We start from the raw sequence: 13,363 nt of genomic DNA, 5'->3' as shown, positions 1-13,363 counted from the left end.
GTTTGCCCCATGAGGAGCGTCGTCCAGTGCGTGCGATCGCAAGGCGGCCGGAAGCCCTGGTAGCAGAGCTACCAGGGCTTTTGGCCAACGCGGCGAGCGTGCGTGCTGGGCGGCGCGACGGGGCAAAGCTTGCCGGGAGGGGCACCAGTGCCCCGGCGGGACGTCGAAGTCGCGCTAGCCGGCCGGCGTTCCGGCACGCCGGGACGGCTCGGGGGCCCGGGGTGCGTCAAGGGCTTCAGCTGCCTCTGATGCGTCGGGCGTCGCCGGTGTTCGCCTGAACATGCGGGTCGCGGTGATCTCTCCGTGCACCGTCTCACCGTTCGGATCCTGCTGCGGCAGGCCGGGGCGCAGGTGCTCCTCCACACTGATGTACTTCAGCCCCGCTCTCAGGTCCGCATCGTTGCGCAACCGGATGACCAGCGGGAATTCGGCGAGTGCCGTAGTGTCGAACAGACCCGTGGTGTAGAGCAGTTGTACGCCGAGGGCGTCCGACACCGCGCGCTGGAGCTCCAGCAGATACGTGGCATTGGCGCGGCCGATGGGATTGTCGAGGAAGAGTGTGCCCGCGTGGCGGTGCTGGTGCCGGTCGCGGCCCCGGTCGTTGCTGCGCAGGGCGGCCATCGTGCAGTACAGGGCGATGGCGGCGGTCAGCAGCTGGCCGCCGGAGAAGACGTCGCCCATCTGTCCGACCGGGACACGTTCCGCGCGGAGCACTGCGTCCGGCTTGAGGATCTCCACGGCGATGCCCTTGGGCTCCAGGGCCGCCTGGACACCGCGCAGCAGGAGGGACATGCCGTCCCGCCGCAGGTCGGAGTTCTTCTTGAGGGCGGCGCGAGTGGCCTCGTCGATGACGTGGCCGAGCCGCCCGGTGAGCGTCGCCTGGTCGGGCTCCTCGAAGCGGATTCGGAGGAACTCCTGGCCGGACCACTCCCCCAGGCCCTCGGGGAGCTGGGAGAGCCGCTGGGCGGAACGGAGGGTGGTGAGTGCGGACTCCACGAGTCCGCGGAGCCGGTCGACGATGGAGTCGCGGTTGCGCTCCAGCTGGGCCAGCTCGTCGGTGAGGACGCGGAGCCGGGGCGCGAAGGCGGCGGCCCACTTCTCGGCGTGCTCCGGCAGTGCCGCGGCCGGGAGTTCGCGGATCTGCTGCCGGGCAGGGGTGCGGACCTGCTCGTAGCGGGTGGAGTTGGCGTGCCGTACGAGGACATCGCTCGCCTCGCGTACGGCGCTTTCGGCGGCGGAGAGGTCGGCGGTGCAGCCGCGCAGCGAGCGACGGGCCTCGGCCGCGGACTGCCGGGCCTCGTCGAGGCTGCCGGGGTACGGCTCGGGGGCCTCCGGGTCGTCGTCGGCGCCGTGGTCCCTGAGAAGGTCGCGCAGCAGGGCGGCGGTCTCGTCGAAGCCTCCGGCGGATGCCTCGGCGGTGCGGTGGGCGTGAAGCAGTTCGGCGTGGGCGGCGCGGGCGGTGTCCAGGGCGCCGGTGGCGGTGCCGAGTTCGGCCGTGGTGGTACGCAGGAGGGTCTGGGCCTGCTCGGCGTCGGCGGGGACCAGCTCGTCGGGGAGCTCGGTGTGGTGGGTCTGGCCGTCGACCGGGGCGAGACGCTCGGCCTCACCGCGCAGCCGGCCGAGCTGCTCGCTCGCGATGGAGGCACGGGTCTCCAGGAGCTGGACCAGGGATTCGGCGCGGGCGGCAGCCGCCTGGCGCGACGGGCCGTCGGCTCCGTCGGTGCCTTCGAGGAGCTGGGCGGCGCGGGTGCGGACCTTGTTGGTGAGCCGGTCCAGTTCGGCGAGGGCGGCGCTCTCGTCGCTCTCGGCGCGGGCCTGTTCGGCGCGCAGGTCGGCGCCGACACCCACCTTCTCGTACAGCTGGGATGCGGCCCGGTAGGCCTCGCGCAGGGCGGGGAGGGCGGGGCGCGGGGAGTCACCCTCGGGCTCAGGGAGGTTCTCCGGGGCGCCTGCGATCTCCGCACGTTCGGCGCGTAGGGCTCGGGCGGTGCGGCGGGCGTCGTCGGCCGCGCGCTGGGCGGCCCTGCGGTCCTCGTCGGCGACGCGGGCCCGCTCCAGGCAGACGGTGGCGCGGGCCTCGGACTCGGCCGCCTCCTCGACGAGCTCGCGCAGTCGTGCCTGCCAGCGCGAGCGTTCGCGGAGTCGGTGGGCCAGGCCCGCGAGGGCGTCGGCGACACGGCGGGCACGCTGGGCGGCCTCCTGGCGCTCGTCGCGGACGCGGGCGGCGTCCGCGGCGGCTTCGTCGGCCTCGGCGCGCGCCGAACGGGCCTCGGCGAGCACGGCCTGGGCCGTCTCGGCGGCCGTGCGGGCGGTACGGGCGGCCTCGGCGAGCTCGACGAGCATGCCGGGCGGGCAGTCGGCGCGCCAGGAGCCGATGCGGGCGGCGAGGGACCGGTCTCCGGCGAGGCGGGCCGCGAGCGTGCGGATGTCCTCGTCGCGGTCGGCGGCCCGGCTCCGCAGCGCCTGGCGTTCCTCGTCGGCGGCATGCTCGTCGTGCATCGCCGGGTTCGGCGGGACGAGGAACACCCCGTCGGTGCTCCGGGCGGAGCCGGTGCCGGGGGCGGGTACCGGGGCGAGCAGTGCGGCGGTCGTGCCGACGGCAACGGCGGAGCGCGGTAGCAGGGCGGCGCCGCCCAGGACCTCGCGCGCGCGGGCGTGCGAGTCGGCGTCGGTGATGATCACGCCGTCGACGAGCTCGGGGCGGGCGGCGAGCACCGCCGCGTGGTCGGCGGGGTCGACGGCCTGGGCGAGGTAGCGCCAGCCCGGCAGGGCCGGGATGCCGTGCTCACCGAGGTATTCGACGGTGGCGAGCACGTCGGGTCCGGGCGGCAGCAGTCCGCCGTCGCCGAGTGCGCCGAGGATACGGGAGTCGTCGGCCGCGGCGGTGCGCAGTTCGAAGAGGCGGCGTTCGGCGCTGGCGATGCCCTCGTCGAGCAGCTCCCTCAGCTCGTCGGCGCTCCGGTCGAACTCCTCCGCGGTGAGCGGCTGTTCGGCGGTCAGGGAGTGCTCGCCCGCGGCGGTGCGGTCGGTGGCGAGTGCCTGGCCGGCGACGGCCTGCCGGTCGGACCCGGCCGCGGCGGTGCCGAAGCCCGTACCTGCTCCTGCCCCGTCCTCGCGCCCGTCCTGGGGCGCCGCGCCGTGCGGTGCCGCGGTGCCTGACGCGGTGCCCGGTGCGTTACCGGTGGCACCGCGACGGGGGCGGGGCACACCGGCGCCGTGCGCCGAGGGGAGGCCCAGCAGGTCGGCGAGGCGGTGTTCGGCGGCGATCGACTCGGCGGCCCTGAACTCGGCCTCGTACGACTGTTCCGCCGCCTGCGCACCGTCCGCGGCGCGCGCCGCGGCGAGCTCGGCGCGGCTCTCGGCGGCCGCCGCTTCCCTGGCCCGGTCGGCCGCGGCTCCGGCCGCTTCCCGTGCGGCGTTCCAGGCGGCGACGGTGGACTGCTCGGCGTCGCTCGCGGCGAGGGCGGCCCGCGCCGGATCGGCGTCCGGCGCGGTGTTGTCGAGCCAGCCCGCCCGTACCGCCTCGGCGGTCTCCTGCTCGACCTCGGCGAGGCGCTGGCGCAGATGTCCGGCCTCACTGCGGGCGCGCTGGGCCTCGGTGGCGGCGGTGGTGGCATCCCGGTGGGCCGTCTCGCCCGAGGCCTGGAGGGTGTCCGAGCGCTCCTCCTCCTCGTTGGCCAGCTGCTCGCCGGCTTCCGCGGCGGTATGCAGAGCGCGTACGAGGTCGGCGGCAGCGGTGGCGCGGGCGGCGAGCGCGGGTGCGGCGTCGCGTTCGGCCTCGCGGATGGCGACGGCGACGCGCGCCGACCGGTCGGCGGCGGCGCGGTGGCGCAGCACGGCTTCGGCGGCTTGCCAGGCGGAGTGCAGGGTGCGGGCGTCGACCAGTTCGCGACGCTGGGCGGCGGCGCCCTTCTCTGCTGCGGCGAGGGCCAGGGAGGCGTGCCGGTAGGCCAGTTCGGCGGCGATGAGAGCGCTGCGGCTGCGGGCCTCCTCGGCGGCGGTGACGGTGTGGGCAGCGCCCGTCACCTGCTGGGCGAGGTCGGCGGTGCGGCCGCGCTCCTGGGCGGCCCGGGCGGAGAGCCTGCGGGCGAGGGTGCGGGTGCGGCGTTCGGCGCCCGCGTGGATGTCGCGGGTACGGGAGCGGGTGCCGGTGGCCTCGACGATCCGGCCGAGCAGGTCGACGGAGCCTGCGGTGAAGTCACGTTCCGCCGTGAGTTCGGCCCGGCGGCCCAGCTTGTTGCCGAAGCCGCTGACCAGGTCGGCGAGACCGTCCGTGTCGCGGGTGTCCGTGACGGCGCGGAGCAGCAGGTCGGTGAAATCGGAGTCCTTCTTGACCGCGAAGAGCCCGGCCGCCTCACCCTCGTCGGCGTTCATCTCGCGCTGGTAGCGGAAGAGTTCGGGGTCGAGGCCCAGGTCGCCGAGGTGCTCGTTCCACCGGTCGTGGATCTCTTCCCAGTGCACATCGAGGTGCTGGTAGAACTTGCCCGCGTCCGTGAGTGCGTCCCGGAAGCCCTTCATGGTGCGGCGCCTGCCCTGGGCGCCGGAGGCGCCTTCGACGGGGCGGCCGACGGCAGTGGCCTCGGCGACCGGCAGCGAGTCGAGGCTGAGACCGGGTCCGGGGCGGAAGGAGTACCAGGCCTCGGCGAACTTCCGCGGGTCGTTGGAGACCTGGCGTCCGCGCCACTCGCTGACCTTGCCGACGACGACGCACTCGCCCGTGAGGGTGTGCTGCCACTCCAGGGCGACATGACCGCAGTCGTCGGCGAGCAGGAACTTGCGCAGTACGCCGGAGCTGGCGCCGCCGAGGGTGTTGCGGTGGCCGGGCAGCATCACGGAGAAGATCAGCTTCAGCAGGACGGACTTGCCGCCGCCGTTCTCCAGGAAGAGCACACCGGCGGGTGCCGGGCGGCGCGGCGGGCCGACCGGCTCCTCCTCGAAGAACTCCGCCTGGGCCGGCGCGGGGTTGGGCACGGGTTCGCCCACTCCGCGCAGGTCAAGCACGGTGTCGGCGTAGCGCGCACCGGCAGGCCCGATGGAGTAGAGGCGGACCCGGGACAGCTCGTACATGGCGGCGGACTCTCGTCGTTCGGAAAGCAGGAGTGGGGCGGCGGTGGGGGTGCTCAGGCGTGGAAGGGCAGACCGGCGTCGGCCGCCAGTTCCAGGTCGTCGCCGTCGGGCGGCGGCAGCAGCGTCGCCGTTCCGTCGGTGACGGGTACGACGCCGAGTTCCAGGAGTTCGGCCATCGCGGCGGTACCCGCCATGTCGCGTACCTGCAGCTGGTAGCGGGCGGTGGTACGGAAGGCTCCTCCGGCGTCGTCCGCGGTGCGCTGGAGGAAGCCGGAGTCGGTGAGGAAGGCGACGGCCTTGCCGACGATGCCGGTGGTGGATCCGGCCAGCCGCCGGGCGTCCTTCGTCGCGCCGGTGGCGCTGCGCCGGGCATAGATCCGCCAGGCGGCTTCCAGCCCGGGGGCGTCGGTGGCCGGGTCGGTGTTGTCGCCGTGTTCCTCGGCCCGCTCCTCCAGGCGGTGGCAGGCCTGGCGTACGAACGCGTCGATGCCGTTGACCGTGACCCGGCCGATGTACGCGTCGTCGGCGAGGTCCTCGGGGCGCGGGAAGGCCATGGCGGCGACGGCGAGATGGGCCAGCCCGTGCAGGAAGCGGTCGGCGGAGTCGGAGGAGGCGCGGCGGGCGTAGTCGCCCATGCGGACGGCGAAGACGGAGTCCTCGCCCGCCGTCACGGCCATGCCGGCCCGGGTCGAGACCTCCAGGACGACGAGACCGAGTCCGGTGGCCACGGCATCGGCGAGCCGGGCGAAGGGGGTCTCCTCCCGGTAGCGCCGAAGGAGCTCGGCGTATTCGGCGTCGCGGGCGGGCAGCAGCTTGGGCTGCAGCCCGAAGGCGACGAGCCGGGCGGCGTCGGCCGCGTCGGCCGGGGTGACGGCGGTGGGTGCCGCAGGCTCGTGGGCGGCGTCGCCCTCGGTCGCGTACCCGGCGGTCGGTTCGCTCCACGCGTCGGTGTGCTCTGCGCGGTGGTCGCTCACGACGGTCGCTCCTCGGTGCGGGATCTCGGTGGTACAGGGTGGGCGGCGCCGGCTCTCACAGCGTCCGTACGGAAGGGTGCGGGCAAAGCCGCGCATCCGGAGGTGGCGGCCCGGGGCCGGCGGTGATCAGGGCTCCGCCGGGTCGAGCGCACCTGCCCGCTCATGAGGCCTCCGAGCGGTCCGCGGCCATGCCCGCCGCGTCCAGCAGGGCCGTGCCCACGATCAGGTCCGCCCCGCCGAACTCCGGGTCGTCCAGCCGGGTCCCGTCGTCGACGGCGAACAGCAGGCGCCGCTCGCCCTGCCGGTAGGCGGTGCCGACCGGCGGGGACGCGGCGTGCACCGCAAGCAGGGCGACCAGATAGGGCAGGTCCGGATCGCTCCGCCGGGCCTCGGTGAGGAGCCCGGAGAGCCGGCGCGGTGCGTCGTGCTCCAGATCGAGGAGGTTCATGGCGCTCGCCAGCTGCTCCTCGCTGAACCTGCTGTCGTCCGGGGTGGCGATCAGATCCGGCTCGGGCATCTCGGCACCCAGATGTTCCCGCTCCAGGGGCGGGGTGAGCAGCATGTCGACCAGGTCACCCACCCGCACCGAGGTGGGCGTGCGCAGCCCCGTGCCGTGGGCGAAGAACACGTCGGTGACGCGGATGGCCTGTTCGACGGGGAGCGGCAGCAGCGGGGCGACCAGCTGGCCGTACAGGTCGAGGCCGGTCCTGGCCGTGGGGGTGGCGAACGCCTGCCGGTCCTGCTCGGCACGGAACAGCGGTCCTGCCTCCAGCAGGCGGGACTGCAGCTGGGTGTGGCGGCGGATGCAGTCCTTGACTATGTCGACGAGCTCGGCGGCGCGGCGCTTGTGCTCGGGGTCCTCCGCCTCGTCCCTGGCCTTGCGGATGTTGGTGAGGATCGCGTTCTCGTGGCGGTAGCGGTCGGCCACGTGGTCCAGTGCCTCGGCGATCATGTCGGGCACGGTGTTGAGCCAGTCGACGGCTCTGACGTTGCGCCGGGTCGCCTCCAGTGTCTTGCGGAGCGTCTCGGCGTACTGCACGGTGCGGTAGCGGGCCTGTTCGGCGGCGAGCTGCGCATCGGCGAGGCGGCCCCGGCTGATCAGGACCTCCAGTTTCACCTCGGCGGCGATCTGGGCGCTGGTGACGTCCGTGTCGAGGGCGCCGACCAGGACGTTGACCGCTTCGTCGGTGGCCCTCAGATAGACGCTGCCGCCGTAACCGGGGACTTCTTCGATCAGCTTGAAGTCGTAGTCCCTGCGGACATACACCCCGTCGGGGCCGAACGTGCCGTACACCGCCCGGAAGCCGCGGTCCACGCTTCCGACGTTGATCAGATTCTCGAGCACCCAGCGGGCGACTCGCTCGTGCTCCGCGGCGGGACGGCGCGGAGCCTGGGCAGCGACGCGCGGGAGCAGCTTGGCCACTATCTGCTCGTGGTCGGCGCCCGTGTCGAAGTCCATGTGCAGTGTGACCTGGTCGATCGCGGCGAGCGCGACCTCCGCCATCGCGTAGACCGTGTACTCACCGGCCAGATTCGCCTTGCGCACGTCGAGGTCGTGCAGCGGCGCCGTGCAGGCGAGCGCGCGCAGCCGCCGGGAGAGCCCCTCGTCGGCGGCCGGGCCCGGGGCGGGCCGCGGCCCCGCGCTGAGCTGGGGCGCAGCGTTGTCCGTGTAGGCAGGCGAAGTCACGCTGCACAGATTAGGTCCTCACACCGACAACGGTCGAAACGGCGCAGAAGCGACCGCTTGCCGCACTCCGTATCCTCCGCCGCCGGGTGTGCGCAGGACCAGCACATCGCCGGGCGCCAGTTCGGCCGTGTCGCATCCCTCCAGCGAGGTGACCGTGTTCTTCCCGTCGGCTCGCTCGATGTGCTGGCTGCCCAGCGCGCCCGGTTCGCCGCCCGCCATGCCGTACGGAGGGACGCGGCGATGTCCGGTGAGCAGCGCCACCGTGACGGGTTCGAGGAACCGGAGTCTGCGCTCGACCCCACAGCCGCCGTGCCACCGGCCCGCTCCCCCGCTGCCGTCCCGTACCCGGAAGCTCTCGACCAGGACCGGGTAGCGCCATTCGAGCACTTCGGGGTCGGTGAGCCGGGAATTGGTCATATGGGTCTGCACGGCGTCGGTGCCGTCGAAGCCCTCGCCGGCGCCCGAGCCGCTGGCCACCGTCTCGTAGTACTGGACGCGGTCGTTGCCGAAGGTCAGGTTGTTCATGGTGCCGGAGCCCTCGGCCTGGATGCCGAGCGCCCCGTAGAGCGCTCCCGTGACGGCCTGGGAGGTCTCCACATTGCCCGCGACGGTGGCCGCGGGATGGACGGGCGCCAGCATCGAACCCGCCGGGACTCTGACCTCCAGGGGTTTGAGGCAGCCGCTGTTGAGCGGGATGTCGTCGGCGACCAGGGTCCGGAAGACGTACAGAACCGCGGCCATGACGACGGACTTCGGGGCGTTGAAGTTCCCGGGCTGCTGCGGCGAGGTGCCGGTGAAGTCGAGGATCGCGCCGCGGGCGGTACGGTCCACGGTCAGCGCGACCTCGATCACGGCGCCGTTGTCGGTCTCGTAGCGGTACGAACCGTCGTGCAGCAGCGCGATGATCCGGCGTACGGACTCCTCGGCGTTGTCCTGCACGTGGCCCATGTACGCGTCGACGGCCTCGGCGCCGAACTGGTCCACCGTGCGGCGCAGTTCCGCGATGCCCTTCTCGTTGGCGGCGATCTGGGCCCGCAGATCGGCGAGATTGGTGTCGGGGTCACGGGACGGGTATGCGGCGGTGGTGAGCAGCTCGCGGGTCTCGGCCTCGCGGAACCTGCCGTCCCTGACCAGCAGCCAGTTGTCGAACAGCACCCCTTCCTCGTCGATGGTGCGGCTGAAGGCGGGCATGGAGCCGGGGGTGATGCCGCCGATCTCGGCGTGGTGGCCACGTGACGCCACCAGGAATCTCAGCCCCGACCCGTTCTCGCCGCGTTCGTCGAACACCGGGGTCACCACCGTCACATCGGGCAGATGTGTGCCCCCGTGGTACGGGTCGTTGATGGCGTACACATCGCCGGGGCGCATGGTGGAGCCGTTGCGCCGCAGCACCTCCTTGATGGACTCCCCCATCGAGCCGAGGTGCACCGGGATGTGCGGGGCGTTGGCGATCAGGTTGCCGTCCGCGTCGAACAACGCGCAGGAGAAGTCGAGCCGCTCCTTGATGTTGACGGAGTGGGCGGTGTTCTCCAGGCGCACGCCCATCTGCTCGGCGATCGACATGAAGAGATTGTTGAACACCTCCAGCATGACCGGGTCCACCCGCGTGCCGACGGCGGTCCGGTCGGGGCGCGGGCGGACCCGGCTGAGCAGCAGATGGCCGGTGTCGCCGATGGTGACCTGCCAGCCGGGGTCGACGACGGTGGTGGCGTCGGCCTCGGCGATCACGGCGGGACCGGTCACGGTGTCCGACGGTTGCAGGGCCTCGCGCCGGTGGAGCGGGGTGTCCTGCCATCGGCCGTCGGCGAACATCCGTACCGTGTCGTGGGGTTGTGGCGTGCCCTCGCGGACCGTCCGGTCCACCGCGTGCGGTACGTGCCGGCCCGCCGCGCCGGTCGCCTCGACCGACACCGCTTCGACGAGCAGTGGTCTGTCCATGGTGAAGCCGTAGCGGGCGCGGTGCTCGTCCGTGAACGCCCGTGTCATCGCGGGCGCGGTGTCCAGGTCGACGGGCAGGCTCGCGTCCGTGCCGGCATAGCGCAGGAGGGCCCGGGCGTGGGTGCTGATGGCGCTGTCCTCGAGTCCGTCGGCGCGCAGTTCGTCGCGGGTGCGGGCGGCCAGTTCCGCGCAGAGCGCGTCGACTGCGGCCCGGGTGCCTTCGGCGTCGAGCTCCGCTTCGACCGACTGTTCGCGCATGGCGGTGGCGTCGGCGAGACCGATGCCGTACGCGGACAGCACTCCGGCCAGCGGTGGCACGAGGACGGTGTCGACGCCGAGTGCGTCGGCGACGGCGCAGGCGTGCTGACCGCCGGCGCCACCGAAGCAGGTGAGGGCGTAGCGGGTGATGTCGTGGCCGCGCTCCACGGAGATCTTCTTGACCGCGTTCGCCATGTTGAGCACGGCGATCTCCAGGAATCCGGCCGCGACCTCGGCTGCGGTACGTCGCGTGCCGGTGGCCTGTGCCACCTCGTCGGCGAGTGCCCCGAACCGCTCGCGCACGACGTCGGCGTCGAGCGGCAGGTTTCCCTCCGGCCCGAAGACTGCCGGGAAGTGCGCGGGCTGGACCCGGCCGAGCATCACATTGGCGTCGGTGACGGTGAGTGGCCCGCCCCTGCGATAGCAGGCCGGGCCGGGGTCCGCGCCCGCGGAGTCGGGTCCGACCCGGTAGCGCCGGCCGTCGAAGTGCAGGACGGATCCGCCGCCGGCCGCAACGGTATGGATGTTCATCATCGGGGCGCGCATCCGCACCCCGGCCACCTGGGTGCCGAGCTCGCGCTCGAACTCGCCCGCGTAGTGCGACACATCGGTGGAGGTGCCGCCCATGTCGAAGCCGATGACCCGGTCGAATCCGGCCTGTCCGGACGTACGGGCCATGCCGACGACCCCACCGGCGGGGCCGGACAGCACCGCGTCCTTGCCACGGAAGTGCGCGGCTTCCCGCAGTCCGCCGTTGGACTGCATGAACATCAGCCGGACGGATTCCAGTTCGCCCGCGACCTCCTCGACGTACCGGCGCAGGATCGGCGAGAGGTACGCGTCGACGACGGTGGTGTCGCCGCGCGGTACCAGCTTGATCAGCGGGCTGACCTCGTGCGAGCAGCTGACCTGGGTGAAACCTGCCTCACGGGCCGCGGCGGCGACGGCGGTCTCGTGGGCGGGGTGTCGGTAGCCGTGCATCAGGACGACTGCCGCGCTGCGGAAGCCGTCCGCCCTCGCGGCTCTCAACTGCGCTGCCGTCGCAGGCAGATCGAGGGGGATGAGGGTCCGGCCGTGCGCATCGATCCGCTCCGGGACCTCGATCACCCGGTCGTACACGGCCTCCGGCAGCAGGATGCGGCGGTCGAAGAGGCGCGGGCGGTTCTGGTACGCGATGCGCAGGGCGTCCCGGAACCCTTCGGTGGTGACCAGGACGGTCGGCTCGCCACGCCGTTGGAGCAGGGCGTTGGTGGCGACGGTCGTGCCCATCTTCACGCTGCCGACCCGGTCGGCGGGGACCGGGTCGGCGGGGCCGAGGCCGAGCATGAGGCGGATCCCGGCGACGGCGGCGTCGCGGTAGCGGGCCGGGTCGTCCGAGAGGAGCTTGCGGGTGACCAGGTGCCCGTCGGGATCACGGCCCACCACGTCGGTGAACGTGCCGCCACGGTCGATCCAGAACTCCCAGCGTCCCGTCATCCCTCCATACTGACGCGCGGCGCGGACAACGACGCGCGGTGCGGACAACAAGGACGCGATGTGCCGCCCCTCGGGCGTGACGGCGGCGAGCGCGCCCTGCAACGCCTGGTCGGTCCGCCGGTCCAGCTGCCCGCTCGTGCCGCACCCCCAGTGCCGTACCTCCGCTCCCGCCAGGCACAGCAGCTGAGCCAGCAGATCGCTGCTCCGCCGCACCAGCCAGCCGGTGCCCGCCGTGGCCGGCCAGCACAACGAGTCGGCACGGCCGGGCGGCGTCGTAGCGGGCGGACAGGGCATGCACCACGGCATGCACCGCACTCTGCCGCCGGACCAACGGGCGCCCCAGGGGTGCGGGCAGCCCGAGGACGGAACCGGCCGTGACCGGGCCGACTTGGGTCTTTCCCCTCGGGGACGTCCCATGAGCGTTGGACGTTCGTGGGCGGGTACACCGCGCTCCCCCGAAGCGCTGCGTCCTGCTGCGATTGGAGCGCGTCAGACAGCGGGGGCGTCGGGCCCGATCCTGCTGCGTACCGCGGTCTGCACCTCGGCCTCCTCGGCCGGGTCGGCGGCCAGTCGGCGCAGCCGTTCGGCGACCCTGATGTCGCCGGTCTCCGCATGGAGTGCGGCGACCTCGCGGGTGGACTCCTCGCAGTCCCACAGGCATTCGACGGCGAAGCCGGTGGCGAAGGAGGGGTCGGTGGCGGCGAGCGCGCGGGCCGCCCGGCCGCGCAGATGGGAGGAGGACGTCTCCCGGTAGACATGGCGCAGGACGGGGGCGGCGCAGGCGATGCCCAGCCGGCCCGTGCCGTCGACCAGGGTCCACAGGCGCGGTGCGTCCGGTCCTTCACCGCGTACGGCGTCGCGCAAGGCGGCGAGGACGGAGGAGGCGTCCTGTGCTCCGCCCCGGCAGGCGAGCACACCGGCGGCGGAGGCGCCGAGCGCGTCGGGCCGTCGGGCCCAGCGCCGGGCCCGGTCCACCGCCGCGTCGCCGCACATCCGCTCGAAGGCGGCGACGGCCGCATCGGCGACGGTGCTCGACGGGCTGACCGCCGCGGCCTCGATGAGGTCGAGGACAGCGGGGTCCCTGACCTCGGAGAGGTAGTGCAGGGCCGCGCAGCGGGCGCCGTCCGGGCCGCTGCGGGCGGTCTCGACGATCAACGGCCGGTCCTCGGGACCGGCGACGGCAGTGAGGCAGCGGGCGGCCGGTACGTGGAGGACACTGCCACGGTCCAGTCCTTGCTGGGCCCAGTCGAACACGGCCTGGACGCTCCAGCCGGGGCGTGGGCCGCCGGGCCGCATCTGCCGCTGCCAGCGGTCGAACGAGCCCTGTTCGGAGGCGGCCCTGACCCGGGCGCCGACCGCTTCACGCGGGTCTTCGGCCCACAGCCGCCAGGGCCGGGGCTCGAAGGCGTCCCGTACGGCGGCCGCGAGTTCGGCGGCGCCCTCCTCGGTGGCGGAGAACCGGCCGAGGACGGGCACGGCGAGGGAGCGGAGCCCGGCGTCGTCGTCACGCAGGGCCAGCTCGTCGAGGGCCCACGCCCAGTTGGCGCCCGTCGCCGCGTACCGCCGCAGCAGGGCCAGGGCGTCGCCGCGTCCGTACGAGGCGAGGTGGCCGAGGACCGCGAGGGCCAGGCCGGTCCGCGAGTCGTCGGTGTCGATGTGGTCGTCGGGCTCGCAGAGGTGCCGCTCGATCTCCCCGATGCCGCCGTCGAGGTCGAGATACAGGCGTGCGTAGTAGAGGGAGCGGTTCTCGACCTGCCAGTCGTGACGCGGGTCGCTCAGGACACAGTGGTTGAGCGCCGCGAGGGCCTCGGGGCGCGGTGCGGCAAGCGCGTGGAGCGTGCCGTCGCCGCGGCCCCTCTGCAGCAGGCCGAGCAGGGTGCCGCTCGGCGCTATGAACGGATCGAACATGGGAGAAGCCTCACATCAAGCTGTCGACGCAACCGGGACTGTGCAGTTCCAAGTG

Annotated in this window: 5 protein-coding genes; all 5 read right to left on the bottom strand. The window is 73.4% G+C overall.

What is annotated here, in order from left to right:
• Window positions 1-174: 174 nt before the first annotated feature.
• Window positions 175-5,067, bottom strand: coding sequence for a hypothetical protein (locus tag ACGFSA_RS17070; protein ID WP_393304905.1), 4,893 nt, complete (start codon window positions 5,065-5,067; stop codon window positions 175-177).
• Between the two features lie 53 nt (window positions 5,068-5,120).
• Complete coding sequence (locus ACGFSA_RS17065) at window positions 5,121-6,041, bottom strand: hypothetical protein (RefSeq protein WP_393304903.1); 921 nt, start codon at window positions 6,039-6,041, stop codon at window positions 5,121-5,123.
• Window positions 6,042-6,201: 160 nt separating this feature from the next.
• Complete coding sequence (locus ACGFSA_RS17060; protein WP_393304901.1) at window positions 6,202-7,728, bottom strand: hypothetical protein; 1,527 nt, start codon at window positions 7,726-7,728, stop codon at window positions 6,202-6,204.
• Between the two features lie 18 nt (window positions 7,729-7,746).
• Window positions 7,747-11,400 carry a hydantoinase B/oxoprolinase family protein gene (locus ACGFSA_RS17055; RefSeq protein WP_393304943.1) on the bottom strand — a complete coding sequence of 1,218 codons (3,654 nt, stop codon included), beginning with the start codon at window positions 11,398-11,400 and terminating at the stop codon, window positions 7,747-7,749.
• Between the two features lie 489 nt (window positions 11,401-11,889).
• A complete protein-coding gene (locus ACGFSA_RS17050; protein ID WP_393304899.1) occupies window positions 11,890-13,308 on the bottom strand; it encodes a HEAT repeat domain-containing protein in 1,419 nt (472 codons plus the stop codon).
• Window positions 13,309-13,363: the final 55 nt, after the last annotated feature.

Origin of the sequence: Streptomyces sp. NPDC048496, assembly GCF_043200055.1 — a bacterium.
In the GTDB taxonomy this organism is placed as follows: domain Bacteria; phylum Actinomycetota; class Actinomycetes; order Streptomycetales; family Streptomycetaceae; genus Streptomyces.
Note: the sequence above shows the minus strand (reverse complement) of the source record. Positions and strands in the feature narration are given on the sequence as shown.

Coding starts and splice junctions, on each gene's coding strand:
- ACGFSA_RS17050 (WP_393304899.1), bottom strand. CDS start 13,308: ATGTTCGATCCGTTCATAGCGCCGAGCGGCACCCTGCTCGGCCTGCTG.
- ACGFSA_RS17055 (WP_393304943.1), bottom strand. CDS start 11,400: ATGACGGGACGCTGGGAGTTCTGGATCGACCGTGGCGGCACGTTCACC.
- ACGFSA_RS17070 (WP_393304905.1), bottom strand. CDS start 5,067: ATGTACGAGCTGTCCCGGGTCCGCCTCTACTCCATCGGGCCTGCCGGT.